Below are 16,977 nucleotides of genomic sequence, written 5' to 3'. Positions count from 1 at the left end.
GGCCCGGGGCCAGGAGTCCTGCACGGGTCCCCCGCCGTGCCTTTATGACCACTCTGCGACGCCCATGTGGTGAAGATGTGAGAAGTCCCGCTCTGTGACGTGCGCCATCGCATGGATATCGGCCTCTGCGAGAAGGTGAGGCCTTGGTCTGTGCCGCGTCAGGGGTGGCCGGACCGAGCCCCATCCGGAAACCCGCGCACACCCCAGCGCCGGGCGTACCAGAGAGTAGATCCACTCGTGAGCAAGGACGCCGTGAACACGGCCGCGGTTGCATCCGACACCGATGCGACCCGGGCGCCCGCGGACGCGGGCGACGCCGGTTACAGCAAGGACCTCAAAGCCCGCCACATCAACATGATCGCGATCGGCGGGGCGATCGGCACCGGACTCTTCCTCGGTGCCGGAGGACGGCTGCACAACGCGGGTCCTGCCCTCGCGGTGGCGTACCTGGTCTGTGGCGTCTTCGCCTTCTTCGTCGTGCGCGCCCTCGGCGAGCTGGTCCTGTACCGGCCGTCGTCCGGGTCGTTCGTCTCGTACGCGCGCGAGTTCCTCGGCGAGAAGGGCGCGTACGTCGCCGGCTGGATGTACTTCCTGAACTGGTCGACGACCGGTATCGCCGACATCACCGCCATCGCCCTCTACACCCACTACTGGAGCTTCTTCACCTCCATCCCGCAGTGGGTGCTCGCCCTGATCGCCCTCGCGGTCGTGCTGGCGGTGAACCTGATCTCGGTGAAGATCTTCGGCGAGATGGAGTTCTGGTTCGCGATCATCAAGGTCGCCACGCTGGTGGCCTTCATGTTCGTCGGCATCTTCCTGCTGGCCACGCGGCACGAGGTGGACGGCCGCACGCCCGGTCTCGGCGTGATCACCGACCACGGTGGGATCTTCCCGCACGGGCTCATGCCCGTCGTCCTGGTGATGCAGGGCGTGATCTTCGCCTACGCGGCCCTGGAGCTGGTGGGCGTCGCGGCGGGCGAGACCGCGGAGCCCGAGAAGGTCGTGCCGCGCGCCGTGAACTCGATCATGTGGCGTGTGGGTCTGTTCTACGTCGGCTCGGTGGTGCTGCTCGCACTGCTGCTGCCGGGTTCGGTCTACTCCGGGGACCAGAGCCCCTTCGTCACCGTGCTGTCGAAGATCGGTGTCCAGGGCGCGGGTGACGTGATGAACCTGGTCGTCCTCACCGCCGCGATGTCCTCGCTGAACTCCGGCCTGTACTCCACCGGCCGCATTCTGCGCTCCATGGCCATGGCGGGCTCCGCGCCGAAGTTCACGGCGCGGATGAACCGCAGCCAGGTGCCCTACGGCGGCATCCTGTTGACCTGCGCGGTCTGTGTGATCGGCGTCGGCCTGAACTACTTCGTGCCGAGCCAGGCCTTCGAGATCGTGCTGAACGTGGCCTCCCTCGGGATCGTCAGCACCTGGGTGATCATCATGATCTGCCACCTGGTCTTCGTCCGCCGCGCCCGGGCGGGCCACGTCACCCGGCCGTCCTTCCGGCTGCCCGGCAGCCCGGTCACGGAGATCGCGACGATCGCCTTCCTGCTGGTCTGCCTCGGCCTGATGTGGAACGACCCCGAGGTCGGCCGCAAGACCCTGCTGCTCATCCCCGTGATCGCGGCCCTGCTCGTCGGCGGCTGGTTCGCACTGCGCCGCCGCATCGAACAGACCGCGAACCAGGAACTGACCGACCTCACGGAGTAACCGCTCAGCGGCCGGAGCGGCGCCTGCGTCGCGCGCCGTGCCGGAGGCCGAGCTCCGCGTACGGCCACGTAGCGGAGCCGGCCTCGGACCGGCGAGACCCGGCGAGCCGGTCGGGGCCCCGGTGGGGGCCGCCGATCAGCCGGAGTGCACGGCGTTCGTCGCCTCGATCTTCTTCCAGGACTTCGGCTGCGTCACGGCCGCCGGAGCCGGTTCGACAGACGCGGCGCGCGCCGCCGGTGCCGCCGGCTTCGACGGCTGGAACAGCCAGGTGTCGAAGAGCGCCCCGAGCGGCTTCCCGGACACCTTCTCCGCGTACGCCTGGAAGTCGGCGACCGAGGCGTTGCCGTACGCGTGATCCTTCGGCCAGCCCTTCAGGACGGCGAAGAACGCGTCGTCCCCGATCTCGTTCCGCAGCGCCTGGACGGCCAGCGCACCCCGGTCGTAGACCGCGATGTCGAACTGGTTGTCCGGCCCCGGGTCACCCGGCTTCACCGTCCAGAAGGTGTCGTCGGCCGGGTGCGAGGCGTACACGTAGTCCGCCAGCTCCTGCGTCGTGCCCTCGCCCTCGTGCTCCGACCAGAGCCACTGCGCGTACCGCGCGAAGCCCTCGTTGATCCAGATGTCCTTCCAGCCCTTCAGCGACACGTCGTCGCCGTACCACTGGTGCGCCAGCTCGTGCACCACGACGGACGTGTTGGAGCCGTTCGCGAACTGCTTGGGGCTGTAGTACACCCGGGTCTGCGTCTCCAGCGCGTACCCGGTGGTCGTGTTCGGCACATAGCCGCCCGCCGAGCTGAACGGATACGGCCCGAGGTAGCCGCTGAGCCAGTCGACGATCTCCCCGGTGCGCTCCACGCTCGCCCGCGCGGCCCCGTCGTTGTCGCCGAGGTCCTTGCTGTAGGCGTTGACGACCGGGACACCGCCGTCCGAGGTGCTCGTCGTGATGTCGAACCTGCCGATCGCGAGGGTGGCGAGATACGTCGCCTGAGGCTTGTTCTCCCGCCAGTTGTAGCGAGTCCAGCCCAGCTTGGAACTCGTCGACTGCAGCGTGCCGTTGGATATCGCCTGCGTGCCGTCCGGTACGGCCACCGACACGTCGTACGTCGCCTTGTCGCTCGGGTGGTCGTTGCTCGGGAACCACCACCACGCCGACTCGGGCTCGTCCGCGGCGACCGCGCCGTCCGGGGTGCGGTGCCAGGTGGTGAAGCCGTACGCGCTCTTGGTGGACGGCACGCCGCTGTAGCGGACCACGACGGTGATCGGCGTGCCCTTCGGCAGCGGGTTCGCGGGCGTGACCACCAACTCGTGCTGGCCCGAGGTGGTGAAGGACGCCTTCGCCCCGTTCACCCGCACCTCGCTCACATCCAGCAGGAAGTCCAGGTCGAACCGCGACAGGTCCTGTGTCGTCCGCGCCAGGATCGTCGCCGTGCCCTGCAGCTCGTCCGTCTTCGGCTGGTACGCAAGTCGCAGGTCGTAGTGGGAGACGTCGTATCCGCCGTTGCCGTAGTACGGGTAGTAGGGATCGCCGATACCCGGGGCACCGGGCTGGTAGGCGGCCGCCGATGCCGGGATCGCCAGCAACAGGGAAGCCGCCGCCAGTGCGCCCGGGGCGATGAGTCTGCGGTGCACGAGAACTCCAAGTCGTAGGGGCACGAGGTCTGTTGTGTCCGGAGCCTATTCAGACCCAGCGTTCCCCGACATGTCCATGGCGCCCCCTGTCACACGATCGCCATCCGGCCGTCATGAGCCATCGCGTTCATCCGGCCTCACCGGCCTCATCCGGCCTCACCGGCCCCGTTCGGCCTCACCGGCCTCATAGGGCCTCACCGGCCTCCCGGCTCCGCCGGAACCCGACTGTGCCTCAGATGCCCTCTTCTGCCCGCGAGTTGATCCCGGTACCGTCCCGCGCATGCGGATCAGCACCCCCCTCAGAGCCTTCAGACCGCTCGCGGCGGCGGCCACCGCCGCGCTCCTGGCGGTCTTCCTCACCCCGTCGGCCGCTCACAGCGCGCCCCGGGAGAGCCGGCCCGTCTACTCGTACGACAACGCCATCCGTGAGTCCGTCTGGGTGGACACCGGCCTGGACGGCGACGGCGACGGGAAGTCCGACCGTGTCGCCGCCGACATCGTCCGGCCCCGCGAACCCGCGGCCCAGAGCCGCAAGGTCCCCGTCATCATGGACGCCAGCCCCTACTACTCCTGCTGCGGGCGCGGCAACGAGAGCCAGAAGAAGACCTACGACGCCAGCGGCCACGTCGTCCAGATGCCGCTCTTCTACGACAACTACTTCGTGCCGCGCGGCTACGCCTTCGTCGGCGTCGACCTGGCCGGAACCGATCGCTCCGACGGCTGCGTGGACGTGGGCGGCCGCTCTGACATCCAGTCCGCCAAGGCCGTGATCGACTGGCTGAACGGTCGGGCGAGGGCCTACACCGCCCGCACCGGCACCACGCCCGCCACCGCCACCTGGACCAACGGTGCCACGGGCATGATCGGCAAGAGCTGGGACGGCACCATCGCCAACGGAGTCGCCGCCACCGGCGTCAAGGGCCTGAAGACCATCGTGCCGATCAGCGCCATCTCCTCGTGGTACGACTACTACTTCGCGAAGGGCGCACCCCTGTACGACTCCGGCCCCAACTGGCTGTCCAACTACGTCGAGAGCCCCGACGCCCGCGCCAAGTGCGCCGCCGTGCAGCACAGACTCGTCGACGGCGCGCCGCGCACCGGTGACTGGACACCGTTGTGGACCGAACGCGACTACGTGAAGGACGCGGGCAAGGTCCGGGCGAGCGTCTTCCTCGTGCACGGCATGCAGGACCTCAACGTGCGCACCAAGCACCTCGGCCAGTGGTGGAACGCCCTTGCCCAGCACGGCGTCAAGCGCAAGATCTGGCTCTCGCAGACCGGGCACGTCGACCCCTTCGACTACCGGCGCGCCCAGTGGGTGGACACCCTGCACCGCTGGTTCGACCACGAACTCCTCGGCTACCACAACGGCGTCGACCGCGAGCCCACGGCCGACATCGAACGCCACCCCGACCAGTGGGTCACCTCCACCGCCTGGCCGCTCCGCGGCACGGCCACGACCACGCTGCGTCCCGGCCACGGCGACCGGGCCGGCGTCGGCACCCTCGGGCTGCGCTCCGGCACCGGCACCGAGACCTTCACCGACGACCCGCAGCTCAGTGAGACCGACTGGGCCGCGGACATCGACCGGTCCACCCCGGACAAGGCCGGGTTCGTCACCCCGACGCTGTCGAAGGACCTGCGGATCTCCGGCTCCTCCACGGTGACCGTCACCGTCACGCCCACCACCTCCTCGGCCCACCTGTCCGCCGTGCTCGTCGACCTCGGCCCCGACACGATCCGCGACTACGCCGACTCCGCGGAGGGCATCACCACGCTCACCGACCGCACCTGCTGGGGCGCGAGCACGGCCGGCGACAGCGCCTGCTTCAAGGTCACCCAGGCCAAGAAGACGGACGTCACCTCCACGGTGTTCAGCCGCGGCTGGGCCGACCTCGGCCACTACGCCTCGGACGCGAAGGGCGTCCCGCTGACCCCGGGCAGGCCCTGCACGATCACGCTCGACCTGGCCGCGACCGACCACGTCGTCCCGAAGGGCCACCGGCTGGCCCTGATCGTCGCCGGCACCGACAAGGACCTCATCGACCCTCCGTCCACCACGCCCACCCTGACCGTCGACCTGTCCCGCACGGCGGCCCGGGTGCCGCTCGTCGGAGGGGCCGCGGCGTTCGCGGGCGCCACCTCCGGGGCGACGTCGGCCACTGCGGCGCCCACAACGCCGTACGGCCTGCGCAGCCCGCACAGGGACCACCGCATCCCTGACGGCCGCTGACGGTGGCACGGCATCCGACACAGCCTCGGGCGGCCGGGTCCACGGCCCGGCCGCCCCCGCCCGCCCGGTACGCCGACCGAATCCGTCCTGCCGTGCTCACATCACTCCCCGCGTGGGGATACTCACGGCATGTCTGCCGAATACGCGACCTTCGGCCTGGCACCGGCCATGCGGGCCGGTGCCGTCCTCACCGGTGGCGACTACGAAGCGCACCGGGACTTCGTGGACTTCGTCGTCGACGGACACCCGCTGCTGCACCGGCTCTCCGACCTGGACGCCGTCTCCCCGCTGGCCTCCGACATACCGCCCGCGATCTTCACCGCGCAGGTGCGCGGGCTGCTGCTGGAGAACGGGGCGCCGCTGCCGGGCGGCAGGTACGTCCTGTACGGCTGCCCCGAGTGCGAGGACCTGGCGTGCGGAGCGGTCACCGCGGTCATCGCACGCGACGGCGACGACTACATCTGGCGGGACTTCGCCTGGCAGACCGACGACACCGCCGATCCCGAACTCGACGGCTACCACGGCATCGGCCCCTTCCGCTTCCACGGCGCCCAGTACCGTGCCGCCCTGGGCGCGCTGCTGGACGGCGGCGCCCCCACCTCCCGACGCCGCGTGCTGCTGATCGGCGCCCGTGTCGCCGTGCTCGCCAAGCTCGCCGCCGCCCTGCGCGCCATCGGCGTCGGCGCCGACATCACCCGCGACGCGACCGGCGTCCCCGCCGAGGAACTGCGCCAGTACAGTGCCGTCGCCTTCGGCCGGGCGGTCACCGCGGACGAACGGGCCGCCGTACGCCGCTCCTTCGAGGACGCCGGGCTCGACGTGGCCCAGGTCGACGGACTCGCCCCGATCGTCCCGCTGCTCGTCGCCCAGATCGAACAGGCGCTGGACCGCGCCCCGGTGCAGCAGCGCCGCCTGACGGGTCTGGCCGCGAGCGACGGCGCGGCGTACGTCGAGGTGACCTCCGCCTGCCGTGTACGTCTCACCGCCCACCGCCTCGACCGCCTCTACCGCACCCACACCAGCGAGGTCTTCGACGGCGTCCTTCAGCCGGGCCGTCACCGTATCGCCCTTGACCCCGAGGCGGTGAAGGGCAAGGCGTTCCTCGTGGCGCGGACGTCGGGAAGTGTGCTGGTGGAAGCCGTGACGCGGTGAAAACCGGGGCGCGGGCGGCACCGGGCGGCCGTTAGGATCGGCGGTCTGATGACTGCCACCCTCGTCGCCAAGAACCTCGCCGCCGGGCACGGCGACCGCTCGCTCTTCACCGGGCTCGACCTCGTCGTCGCGCCCGGTGATGTGATCGGCCTCGTCGGTGCCAACGGCGCAGGCAAGTCCACCCTGCTGCGCATGCTCGCCGGGCTGCTCACCCCCGAGCAGGGCGAGCTGCGGCTGTCCCCGCCCACCGCGACGGTAGGGCATCTCCCGCAGGAGCCGGAGCGCCGGCCGGGGGAGACCGTACGGGAGTTCCTGGCCCGCCGCACGGGCGTCGCCGACGCCCAGCGCGCGATGGACGAGGCCACGCAGGGCCTCGTCGACGGGGTGCCCGGCGCGGACGACGCGTACGCGGCGAGCCTGGAGCGCTGGCTCGCCCTCGGCGGCGCGGACCTCGACGAACGCGCGGAGGAGGTCGCCGACTCCCTGGGCCTGGGCGTCGGCCTGGACCAGCCGATGACGTCCCTGTCCGGCGGGCAGGCGGCCCGCGCCGGCCTCGCCTCCCTGCTGCTGTCCCGCTACGACGTCTTCCTGCTCGACGAGCCCACCAACGACCTCGACCTGGACGGCCTGGAGCGGCTGGAGCGTTTCGTCAGCGGACTCCGGGCCGGGACGGTGGTCGTCAGCCACGACCGGGAATTCCTCACCCGCACGGTCACCAAGGTCCTGGAACTCGACCTCGCGCAGCAGCAGATCAACCTCTACGGCGGCGGATACGAGGCCTACCTCGAGGAACGCGACCGGGCCCGCCGGCACGCCCGCGAGGAGTACGAGGAGTACGCCGACAAGAGGTCCGCCCTCCAGGACCGCGCCCAGATGCAGCGCGCCTGGATGGACAAGGGCGTCAAGAACGCACGCCGCAAGGCGAGCGACAACGACAAGATCGGCCGCAAGTTCCGCAGCGAGTCCAGCGAGAAGCAGGCCGCGAAGGCCCGGCAGACCCAGCGCATGATCGAGCGTCTGGAGGTCGTCGATGAGCCCCGCAAGGAGTGGGAGCTTCGCATGGAGATCGCGTCGGCCCCCCGCTCGGGTGCGGTCGTCGCCACCTTGCGGGACGCGGAGGTACGGCGCGGCGAGTTCACGTTCGGTCCGGTGTCCCTCCAGATCGACTGGGCGGACCGGGTGGCGGTGACGGGCGCGAACGGCGCGGGCAAGTCCACGCTGCTCGGCGCGCTCCTCGGCCGTGTCCCGCTGGACGCGGGCCACGCCTCCCTCGGCTCGGGCGTCCTGGTCGGCGAGGTCGACCAGGCCCGCAAGCTGTTCCACGGCCCGGAATCCCTGCTGGACGCGTTCCGGGCGGCGGTCCCGGACACCGAGCCGGTCGAGGTCCGCACCCTGCTCGCCAAGTTCGGCCTGAAGACGGACCACATCCTGCGCCCGGCGGCGACCCTCTCCCCGGGCGAACGCACCCGTGCCGCGCTGGCGCTGCTCCAGGGCCGGGGCGTCAACCTGCTGGTCCTGGACGAGCCGACGAACCACCTGGACCTGCCGGCGATCGAACAGCTGGAGTCGGCCCTGGACTCCTACGAGGGCACCCTGCTCCTCGTCACGCACGACCGCCGGATGCTGGACGCGGTACGGGTGACACGCCGCCTGGAGGTGGCGGACGGCAAGGTGACGGAACAACGGTGACCGCGTCGGGTAATCGGCTTGTTCCCCGAACTCCCCTCGTTCTAGAGTGATTTGACTCCGATGAGACGTTCCCCCCGAAGTACGCCGCAGAGCGGGAACGTCCCACCTCACCGAGGTGCCGGAGGGGCGGCAGCTTTCCTTGTCGACCCTTCCTGTCGGAGGTCTCCCGCATGAACATCGGTATCGGTCTGCCCATCGGCGACCCGACCACCCTGCTCACCTGGGCGCGGCACGCGGACGCCGGGCCCTTCAGCACCCTCGGCCTGCTCGACCGGCTCGTCTACGACAACCCCGAACCCCTGGTCGCGCTCTCCGTCCTCGCGGGCGCCACCTCCCGCATCCGCGTCCAGACCGAGGTGCTGCTCGCCCCGCTGCGGGATACCGCCCTGCTCGCCAAACAGGCCGCCACCCTGGACCGGATGACCGGTGGGCGGCTGGTCCTCGGCCTGGGTATCGGCGGCCGTGACGACGACCACCGGGCCACGGGCACCGACCCGCGCACCCGGGGCCGGCGCCTCGACGAGCAGATGGAGGTCATGCGGCGCCTGTGGTCCGGCGAGCCGTACGGTGAGGGAGTCGGCCCGATCGGGCCGGAGCCCACTCGCCCCGGCGGCCCCGAGGTCCTCTTCGGCGGGTTCAAGCCGGCCGCTCTCGAACGCGTCGCGCGGTGGGGCGACGGCTTCCTGGCCGCCGCGCCGCCCTCCTGGGCGGGCGGCCTGTTCGACACCGTCCGCGGGTTCTGGCAGCAGTACGGCCGCGACGGCGAGCCCCGCCTCGTCGCTCAGGTCAATGTGGCGCTCGGCCCGCAGGACGTGATCGAGGACGCACGGACCGCCATGCACGCGTACTACACCTTCACCGGCATGGCCGACCGGATGGTCGCCGGGATGCTCACCACGCCGTCGGAGATCCGCGAGGCGATCACCGCCTTCACCGACCTCGGCGCCGACGAGGTGATGCTCTACTGCTACGGCCTCGACCCGGCTCAGGTGGACCGCCTCATCGACGTCCTGTAGCGACCCGGACGAGGAAGCTGGGGCCGGCGACTCGGGCCACCGGAGCCCCGCCCCCTCCGTCGTGCGCGGCGCAGGGGGCGGGGCCCGGCGTCGCCCTATCGGCCGCCCCACAGCCGGGGCCCGCTCCTGTGCGGCGGGCCCGGGCGTTGCGAGCGTGAGCCCGCCCTGGCCGCCAGGGCAACACGGGGGCACCCTGACGGGGGCGGGCGAAGGGCCGGGGTGTTCCAGGCCGGAGGCGTCAGCGGCGGCCCGGCTTCTGGTCGAGCAGGCCGGCCCGGCGCAGTGCGTCCGCCATCGCGCTGTTGGCCGGCGGGGGCGCCTGACGGGAGCCTGCGCCCTGGCGGCCCTGGCGCTGCTGCGGGGGACGCCCGCCGCCGCGCTGCCGGGCGCCGCCGGAGGTCTGCCCCTGCGGGGCCGCTTCGTCGTCCAGCCGCAGCGTCAACGAGATCCGCTTGCGCGGAATATCGACGTCCAGGACCTTCACCTTGACGATGTCACCCGGCTTCACCACGTCCCGCGGGTCCTTGACGAACGTCTTCGACATCGCGGAGACGTGCACCAGACCGTCCTGGTGGACGCCGATGTCGACGAAGGCGCCGAACGCGGCGACGTTCGTGACCACACCCTCCAGGATCATCCCGGACGACAGGTCGGAGATCTTCTCGACGCCCTCCTTGAAGCTGGCCGTCTTGAACGCGGGCCGCGGGTCGCGCCCCGGCTTCTCCAGCTCCTTGAGGATGTCGGTCACCGTCGGCAGACCGAACGTCTCGTCCACGAAGTCGGACGCCTTCAGCGAGCGCAGCACCGCCGTGTTCCCGATAAGCGACGCCACCTCCTGGCCCGTGGTCTTCACCATGCGCCGGACCACCGGGTACGCCTCCGGGTGCACGCTGGAGGTGTCCAGCGGGTCGTCACCGCCCCGGATCCGCAGGAAGCCCGCGCACTGCTCGTACGCCTTGGGCCCGAGCCGCGCCACGTTCTTCAGCTGGGCGCGGGACGTGAACGGGCCGTTGGCGTCGCGGTGCGCCACGATGTTCTCCGCGAGCCCGGAGGAGATGCCGGAGACGCGGGCGAGCAGCGGAGCCGACGCCGTGTTGACGTCCACTCCCACGCCGTTCACACAGTCCTCCACCACCGCGTCCAGCGAGCGGGACAGTTTCACCTCGGACAGGTCGTGCTGGTACTGGCCGACGCCGATCGACTTCGGGTCGATCTTCACCAGTTCGGCGAGCGGGTCCTGCAGACGGCGGGCGATGGAGACCGCGCCACGCAGCGACACGTCCATGTCCGGCAGCTCCTGCGAGGCGAACGCGGAGGCGGAGTACACCGACGCGCCCGCCTCGGACACCATCACCTTCGTCAGCTGCAACTCGGGGTGCTTGATGATGAGTTCACCCGCGAGCTTGTCCGTCTCGCGGGACGCCGTGCCGTTGCCGATCGCGACCAGCTCGACCGCGTGCTCCTTGGCCAGCCGGGCCAGCTTGGCGATCGCCTCGTCCCACTTGTTGGCCGGGACGTGCGGGTGGATGACGTCCGTGGCGACCACCTTGCCGGTCGCGTCCACCACGGCCACCTTCACGCCCGTACGGAAACCGGGGTCCAGGCCCAGCGTCGCGCGCGTGCCGGCCGGGGCGGCGAGCAGCAGGTCGCGCAGGTTGGCCGCGAAGACCTTGACGGCCTCGTCCTCGGCCGCCGTCCGCAGCCTGAGCCGCAGGTCGATGCCCAGGTGCACCAGGATGCGGGTGCGCCAGGCCCAGCGGACCGTGTCCAGCAGCCACTTGTCGGCGGGGCGTCCGCGGTCGGCGATCCCGAAGCGGTGCGCCACCATCCCCTCGTACGAGGACGGGCCGTCCGTCGGCTCCTCCGGCTCCAGGACGAGGTCGAGGACCTCCTCCTTCTCGCCGCGCAGCAGGGCGAGGACCCGGTGCGAGGGCAGCTCGGTGAAGGGCTCGGCGAAGTCGAAGTAGTCGGCGAACTTGGCGCCCGCCTCCTCCTTGCCCTCCCGCACCTTGGACGCCAGGCGCCCGCGCACCCACATCCGCTCGCGCAACGCGCCGATCAGGTCCGCGTCCTCCGAGAACCGCTCGGTGAGGATCGCCCGCGCGCCCTCCAGCGCGGCCTGCGGGTCCGGCACCCCCTTGTCGGCGTCGACGAACGCGGCCGCGGCGGCCAGAGGCTCCACCGCCGGGTCGCCGAGCAGGCCCTCGGCCAGCGGCTCGAGTCCCGCCTCGCGTGCGATCTGCGCCTTGGTGCGCCGCTTCGGCTTGTAGGGGAGGTAGATGTCCTCCAGGCGGGCCTTGGTCTCCGCGCCCCGGATCCGCGCCTCGAGCTCCTCCGTGAGTTTGCCCTGCTCGCGCACCGACTCGAGGATCGCCGTGCGCCGCTCCTCCAGCTCACGCAGATAGCGCAGCCGCTCCTCGATCGCGCGCAGCTGCGCGTCGTCGAGCATCTCGGTCGCTTCCTTGCGGTAGCGGGCGATGAAGGGCACCGTCGAGCCGCCGTCCAGCAGCTCGACCGCGGCCTTCACCTGCCGCTCCCGTACGCCGAGCTCCTCGGCGATCCTGCCTTCGATGGACCCTGCTCCGAGGGACCCGGGTGTCGTCACGATCCCGTACCGCCTTCTCCACTGAGGTTGCGCGGCAATTGTGGCAGGTCGCAACGACAACGGGGGCTCAAGGGCACGAGGACGGGGCGGCGCCGTCCGCGCCGCCCCGTGGGCTGGGAGTCCTCGGACCCGCTCAGGCCCGGCGGGCGGAGCCCGAAGCCCCGCCGAACAGCCGGGCCAGTGCCCGGAACGGCAGCGTCACGACGGTCGCGACGGCGCCGCCGATCTGGCGCAGTACGTCTGCGATCGCACGGAACACAAGCTTCCCCTTTCGTCTCCCGGTGTGAACCATCGGGTGACGACCGGGTACCTCATCCCTTGCCGATCATGCCCTCCGGGAAGGCCCCGGCCGTAAGAGCCCTGGTCAGCAGCGCGCCCGCGAGATCCGTCAGCCGTTCGACGCCCGCGGCGCCGAGGTGTTCGTAGGGGGCCCGGTCCAGGCGGTCGGTCTCCGCCTCCATCTCCCCGCGCAGCGCGGTGCCCGCCTCGGTCAACTCGCCGTCCGCACCGAGCAGTCCACGCTCGCGCAGCCGCCCGCACGCCGCGTCCCAGTCGTCCCGGCTCCAGCCGCGCGTGCCGAGCACCCACTTGGGGGACATGCCCTTGCCGGTCGCGGTGTGCGTCACCAGCGCCTCCACCGGATCGAGGTCCGAGGCCAGCAGCACCGCGAGATGGCCGTCGCCGCGGTGCTCCCGCAGCAGTGTGGCCGCGTGCCAGAACGCCATGTGCGGCTCATCGGGCACCGGCAGATCGGCGTGCGCGGCGTACAGGGGGCGCGCGTGCCGGGTGCACGCCTCCGTCGCGCGCAGCGCGAGCTCCGCCGCCTCGGCCATCTCCTTGGCGGCGACGGTCTCCTCGCCCAGCAGTCGCCGCAGGGTCGTGTCGACGGCACGCGCGCGTGCCGCGAGCACCACCTGAGGGGACGCCGTCTCCCACACGGCGGGCACGTGCCGTGCCACCAGCCCGGGGTGGAAGTTGAAGAACGCGGCCGTCACCACACCCGCGCCCACGGAGCCCATGGCGGCGGCCCGCACCGCGAAGTAGGCGGCTCTGCTGTCGGACACGCCTACGGCGGTCAGTTCCCGGTTCAGATCCGACGAGAAGTAGTGCGTCGAGTGCAGCGGATTGATCACATTGTGGCAGCGCCGCGCGGCGCGCTCCGGGAGGGGAGAGGTCATGACCGGCAGGTTACCGACTGGTCGGTACGTCGGGAAGCGTGGGGCCGCACGGCATGGCTGCGAAGCGGAAAGCCCGGCCCGCGAGGTAAGGAACCTCCCGTCGTTCACCGCGGGGAGGAGGTCAGCCTGACGTGGTCCAGTCGAACCGCGGCTGCCTGCGCTCCAGGAACGCGGCGACGCCCTCGGCGGTGTCGCCGCTGCCGCGCGCCTGCTCCGCCCAGTGCGCGTCCCGGTCCGTCCGCCCGCTCGCGAACTCCTTGGCCGCCGCCTGCGTCAGCTGCGAGCGTGAAGCCAGCACGCGCGTGAACTCCGCGACCCGTTTGTCGAGTTCCCCCTCGGGCAGCACCTCCTCGATCAGGCCGGTGCGCAGCGCCCGTTCCGCCTCCAGCAACTCGCCCGAGAACAGCAGGTACTTGGCGGTGCCCGGCCCCACCAGCGACACCAGCCGCCGGGTCGAGGAGGCCGGGTAGACGATCCCCAGCTTGGCCGGCGTCACCCCGAACAGCGCGCCCTCTTCCGCGAACCGCAGATCGCAGGCCGCCGCGAGCTGGGCGCCGCCGCCCACGCAGTGCCCGCGGACCGCCGCCAGCGTCGGCTTCGGGAACGCGGCCAGCGCCTCCTCGGCCCGCACCGCGAGCGTCTGCGCCCGCTCCGGCGACCCCCGCAGCGTGGAGATGTCGGCGCCCGCGCAGAACGTGCCGCCCTCCCCGGTCAGCACCAGTACCCGGACCGTGGGGTCGGTGGCCAGGGCGTCGAGCAGCGGCGGCAGCGCCTCCCACATGCCGGCCGTCATGGCGTTCCTCTTGGCCGGATGGTGGATGACGACGGTCGCGACCCCGTCGGCGACGCGGTGCAGCAGCTGGGGCTCCATACGCCGGATGCTATCCGCAGCCGCCGAAGGCTCGACGAACGCCTACAACCCGAAGAGTTCGCAAGGTGGCGCGGCAAGGAGCAGGAGCGGTCACACAACTGACCGTGTCATACGCCAATGGTCAGATGTCGTCGATACCTGCTGACTTGTGTTCAGTCTTTTGGGACGGACCAGCGCATTCCCAACACTCGAGGTGTGGTGACAATCGAGCGCAAGGGTGGCGACCGGACGATGGAGAACGAAGGGCGAGGGTCCGGCCCACGCCCTGAAGGAAGGCTGCCGGAAGGCGCGAGGCCGGCGGGACCGCTGCCGTACGAGGGGGTGTGGCGGTTCACCGCCGCCGCCGTGGACGCCTCGGTGCCGCAGGCGCGGCACGCCGTGCGGGACCTGCTCGTCCGCCAGGGCGTGCCGGTCTCGGACGACACCGTGCAGGCGCTGTTGCTGATCGTCTCCGAGCTGGTCACCAACGCGGTCCGGCACGCGGCGCTGTTGTCGCCGATGCTCGCCGTGGAGGTCGCCGTCGGTCCCGAGTGGGTGCGGGTGGCGGTGGAGGACGACCACCCCTACCGCCCGAGCGCGCTGGAGGCGGACCACGGCCGCACCGGGGGCCGGGGACTGCTCCTGGTCCGGGAGGTGACGAGGGAAGCCGGCGGGGTGTGCGACGTGGAGCACACGGCCGGCGGCGGCAAGGTGATCTGGGCCGCGCTTCCGCTCAAGCCCACGGGCATCTTCTGAGCCGGCAGGGACATCTGCTGAGCCGGCAGGGACATCTACTGAGCCGGTCCGGCATCCGCGGACCGGCGGGTCCGTCCGGGCGGGCCGGCCGGACCCCCGTTTCACCAGCCCGCGGACGGCCCGGTCAGCTCCCTGATCGCGGGCCGCGCCGCGTCCAGGACCGTCATGAACCACGAGGAGAAACTGTCCTCGGCGTGCCGCTGAGCCAGCTCCTCCGCGGTCACGAACGCCGTCGCCCCGACCTCCTCCGGGTGCGGGTGCAGGGGGGACTGCACCAGACCGACGAAGAGGTGGTTGTATTCCTGCTCCACCAGGCCCGAGTCCGGATCCGGATGGTTGTAGCGGACCGTGCCCGCCTCGGCGAGCAGCGACGGTGAGACACCCAGCTCCTCGTACGTCCGCCGGGCCGCCGCCGCGAACGGCGCCTCACCCGGGTAGGGGTGGCCGCAGCAGGTGTTCGACCAGACACCGGGGGAGTGGTACTTGCCCAGCGCCCGCTGCTGGAGCAGCAGTCGGCCCCGCTCGTCGAAGAGGAACACCGAGAACGCCCGGTGCAGCCGGCCCGGCGGCTGATGGGCGGCGAGCTTCTCGGCCGTGCCGATCGTGGTGCCGTTCTCGTCGACCAGCTCCAGCATGATGGCTTCGGCGGTGCCGTTCGACGAACGGTGCGTCGCGGTGGCAGGTGTGATCGGCATACCCATCCTTCGCTTCGGTTGTCCAGCCCCAAGTCTGCCGTACGAATCCGGCACTCCCGACACTTCACTCCTCCCCGCATGTCCCGGCACGGACGCATCGAAAGCGGTCCGGCCCCCCGGAGAGGACGCCGGAAGCGGTCGGATACCTGATCGTGCCCCTCGCCACCGACGGGGAACCACACGGGGGCGCGCCCGCGGCAACCGCGCCGGCGCACGCGCCGCGCGCCCGTGGCGCAGCCCCGCGTACCCCCGCCGAAGGGCTCGCATCCCGCTCAGTCGTGGCGTGCCTCCGGGTGGTGCAGCAGCCACCCCTGCCAGGCCGACTCCACCATGTCGCGCACCCCGCGCCGGGCCCTCCAGCCCAGCTCCCGCTCGGCGAGCGCGGACGACGCGACCGCGCGGGGCGCGTCCCCGGGGCGGCGCGGCTCGACGACCGCGGGCGTGCTGTCACCGGTCACCTCGCCGATGAGCGTGACGAGCTCCCGTACCGAGACGCCCTCGCCGCGGCCGACGTTGACCGTCAGGTCGCCCGTCGCGCCCCCGGCCAGCCGCCGGGCCGCCGCGAGGTGCGCCTCGGCGAGGTCGGCGACGTGGATGTAGTCGCGGATACAGGTGCCGTCCGGTGTCGGATGGTCGTCGCCGAAGATCCGCGGGGCCTCGCCGCGGGTCAGTCGGTCGAAGACCATGGGCACGACGTTGAACACGCCCGTGTCGGCCAGCTCCGGCGCCGCCGCGCCCGCCACGTTGAAGTAGCGCAGACACACCGTCGCCATGCCCTGCGCCCGGCCCGCCGCCCGCACCAGCCACTCGCCCGCGAGCTTCGTCTCGCCGTACGGGCTCATCGGGGCACAGGGTGTGTCCTCCGTGATGAGGTCCACATCCGGGTCGCCGTACACGGCCGCGGACGACGAGAACAGAAACCGCCTGATCCCGGCCTCCGCGACCGCGTCCAGCAGCGTGGCGAGACCGCTCACGTTCTCCCGGTAGTAGTGCGTCGGCCGCTCCACGGACTCGCCGACCTGCTTGCGCGCCGCGAGGTGCACCACACCGGTCACCTCGTGCTCGGCCAGGACACCCTTGAGCAGCTCCCCGTCCAGCGCGGAGCCCCGCACCAGCGGAACGCCCTCCGGAAGCCGGGAGGGAACGCCGGCCGAGAGGTCGTCCAGGACCAGGACGCGCTCACCCTCGGCGACCATCGCCCGCGCCACATGGGCTCCGATGTACCCGGCCCCGCCGGTGATCAGCCATGTCATGGAGCCTCACCCTATGCCCGTCCGGCGAACGCCGTCCGGCCCCGCCCGCTGCTGCCGGGAATGGGTGGATCCGCACCCACGGTTTGTGGCCTGCCCGTCCCATCCCCGATGATGATCGCGGCGGTGGCCGCGCAGGCCGGGTTGATCAGCCCGTGAACGCCCGGTGAACACGGGCTTCCAGGCATCCGATAGCCTCTGCCGACATGCCGCCCGGCCC

General features: G+C 71.6%; 13 protein-coding genes. 6 read left to right on the top strand and 7 right to left on the bottom strand.

The features are described from left to right. Nucleotides 1–237: 237 nt before the first annotated feature. The gene (locus AB0N14_RS15130) at nucleotides 238–1,704 is read left to right on the top strand and encodes an amino acid permease (RefSeq protein WP_366026085.1); all 1,467 of its coding nucleotides are present in this window, start codon (nucleotides 238–240) and stop codon (nucleotides 1,702–1,704) included. Between the two features lie 135 nt (nucleotides 1,705–1,839). Here the strand turns inward: AB0N14_RS15130 and AB0N14_RS15125 are convergent, their stop codons facing one another. Continuing rightward, nucleotides 1,840–3,333, bottom strand: coding sequence for a M1 family metallopeptidase (locus AB0N14_RS15125; protein ID WP_366026084.1), 1,494 nt, complete (start codon nucleotides 3,331–3,333; stop codon nucleotides 1,840–1,842). Nucleotides 3,334–3,613: 280 nt separating this feature from the next. Here AB0N14_RS15125 and AB0N14_RS15120 point away from each other — a divergent pair, with 280 nt between their 5' ends. The 4 genes from AB0N14_RS15120 to AB0N14_RS15105 all read left to right on the top strand — a co-directional run bounded on the left by AB0N14_RS15120 (nucleotide 3,614) and on the right by AB0N14_RS15105 (nucleotide 9,423). Continuing rightward, nucleotides 3,614–5,566, top strand: coding sequence for a Xaa-Pro dipeptidyl-peptidase (locus AB0N14_RS15120; protein ID WP_366026083.1), 1,953 nt, complete (start codon nucleotides 3,614–3,616; stop codon nucleotides 5,564–5,566). A gap of 129 nt (nucleotides 5,567–5,695) precedes the next feature. Continuing rightward, nucleotides 5,696–6,718 (top strand): oxidoreductase, encoded by a 1,023-nt coding sequence (locus AB0N14_RS15115; RefSeq protein ID WP_366026082.1) that lies wholly within the window; start codon nucleotides 5,696–5,698, stop codon nucleotides 6,716–6,718. Between the two features lie 48 nt (nucleotides 6,719–6,766). Continuing rightward, complete coding sequence (locus AB0N14_RS15110; RefSeq protein WP_366026081.1) at nucleotides 6,767–8,407, top strand: ABC-F family ATP-binding cassette domain-containing protein; 1,641 nt, start codon at nucleotides 6,767–6,769, stop codon at nucleotides 8,405–8,407. A gap of 170 nt (nucleotides 8,408–8,577) precedes the next feature. Further along, nucleotides 8,578–9,423, top strand: coding sequence for an LLM class flavin-dependent oxidoreductase (locus AB0N14_RS15105; RefSeq protein ID WP_366026080.1), 846 nt, complete (start codon nucleotides 8,578–8,580; stop codon nucleotides 9,421–9,423). Between the two features lie 238 nt (nucleotides 9,424–9,661). Here AB0N14_RS15105 and AB0N14_RS15100 read toward each other — a convergent pair whose 3' ends face one another. From AB0N14_RS15100 to AB0N14_RS15085, 4 genes are all read right to left on the bottom strand, one after another. Then, complete coding sequence (locus AB0N14_RS15100; protein ID WP_366026079.1) at nucleotides 9,662–12,028, bottom strand: Tex family protein; 2,367 nt, start codon at nucleotides 12,026–12,028, stop codon at nucleotides 9,662–9,664. 133 nt (nucleotides 12,029–12,161) lie between these two features. Then, on the bottom strand, nucleotides 12,162–12,287 hold the full coding sequence (locus AB0N14_RS15095) for an LPFR motif small protein (RefSeq protein WP_258053467.1): 126 nt from the start codon (nucleotides 12,285–12,287) through the stop codon (nucleotides 12,162–12,164). 52 nt (nucleotides 12,288–12,339) lie between these two features. Beyond that, entirely contained in the window at nucleotides 12,340–13,206 is an 867-nt protein-coding gene (locus AB0N14_RS15090; protein ID WP_366026078.1) for a hypothetical protein, read from the bottom strand. 121 nt (nucleotides 13,207–13,327) lie between these two features. Beyond that, nucleotides 13,328–14,077, bottom strand: a complete 750-nt coding sequence (locus AB0N14_RS15085) for an enoyl-CoA hydratase-related protein (protein WP_366026077.1) — start codon at nucleotides 14,075–14,077, stop codon at nucleotides 13,328–13,330. A 231-nt stretch (nucleotides 14,078–14,308) separates the two neighbouring features. On the opposite strand from AB0N14_RS15085, the gene AB0N14_RS15080 reads away from it, so the two are divergent. After that, nucleotides 14,309–14,812 carry an ATP-binding protein gene (locus tag AB0N14_RS15080; protein WP_366026180.1) on the top strand — a complete coding sequence of 168 codons (504 nt, stop codon included), beginning with the start codon at nucleotides 14,309–14,311 and terminating at the stop codon, nucleotides 14,810–14,812. Between the two features lie 101 nt (nucleotides 14,813–14,913). Here the strand turns inward: AB0N14_RS15080 and idi are convergent, their stop codons facing one another. Beyond that, nucleotides 14,914–15,507: an isopentenyl-diphosphate Delta-isomerase gene (idi, locus tag AB0N14_RS15075; protein WP_366026076.1), complete on the bottom strand. Its 594-nt coding sequence runs from the start codon at nucleotides 15,505–15,507 to the stop codon at nucleotides 14,914–14,916. Nucleotides 15,508–15,779: 272 nt separating this feature from the next. Next, nucleotides 15,780–16,760, bottom strand: a complete 981-nt coding sequence (galE, locus tag AB0N14_RS15070) for a UDP-glucose 4-epimerase GalE (RefSeq protein WP_366026075.1) — start codon at nucleotides 16,758–16,760, stop codon at nucleotides 15,780–15,782. Between the last annotated feature and the right edge of the window lie 217 nt (nucleotides 16,761–16,977).

The organism is Streptomyces sp. NPDC051104, from assembly GCF_040682835.1.
GTDB classification, from domain to species: Bacteria; Actinomycetota; Actinomycetes; order Streptomycetales; family Streptomycetaceae; genus Streptomyces; species Streptomyces cynarae.
This window is presented reverse-complemented; position numbering and strand designations above follow the sequence as displayed.

Excerpts from the sequence above, each read along its gene's own strand:
- AB0N14_RS15120 (WP_366026083.1), top strand. The coding sequence starts at position 3,614 with ATGCGGATCAGCACCCCCCTCAGAGCCTTCAGACCGCTCGCGGCGGCG.
- AB0N14_RS15115 (WP_366026082.1), top strand. The coding sequence starts at position 5,696 with ATGTCTGCCGAATACGCGACCTTCGGCCTGGCACCGGCCATGCGGGCC.
- AB0N14_RS15110 (WP_366026081.1), top strand. The coding sequence starts at position 6,767 with ATGACTGCCACCCTCGTCGCCAAGAACCTCGCCGCCGGGCACGGCGAC.
- AB0N14_RS15105 (WP_366026080.1), top strand. The coding sequence starts at position 8,578 with ATGAACATCGGTATCGGTCTGCCCATCGGCGACCCGACCACCCTGCTC.
- AB0N14_RS15090 (WP_366026078.1), bottom strand. The coding sequence starts at position 13,206 with ATGACCTCTCCCCTCCCGGAGCGCGCCGCGCGGCGCTGCCACAATGTG.
- AB0N14_RS15085 (WP_366026077.1), bottom strand. The coding sequence starts at position 14,077 with ATGGAGCCCCAGCTGCTGCACCGCGTCGCCGACGGGGTCGCGACCGTC.
- AB0N14_RS15080 (WP_366026180.1), top strand. The coding sequence starts at position 14,309 with ATGGAGAACGAAGGGCGAGGGTCCGGCCCACGCCCTGAAGGAAGGCTG.
- idi (WP_366026076.1), bottom strand. The coding sequence starts at position 15,507 with ATGCCGATCACACCTGCCACCGCGACGCACCGTTCGTCGAACGGCACC.
- galE (WP_366026075.1), bottom strand. The coding sequence starts at position 16,760 with ATGACATGGCTGATCACCGGCGGGGCCGGGTACATCGGAGCCCATGTG.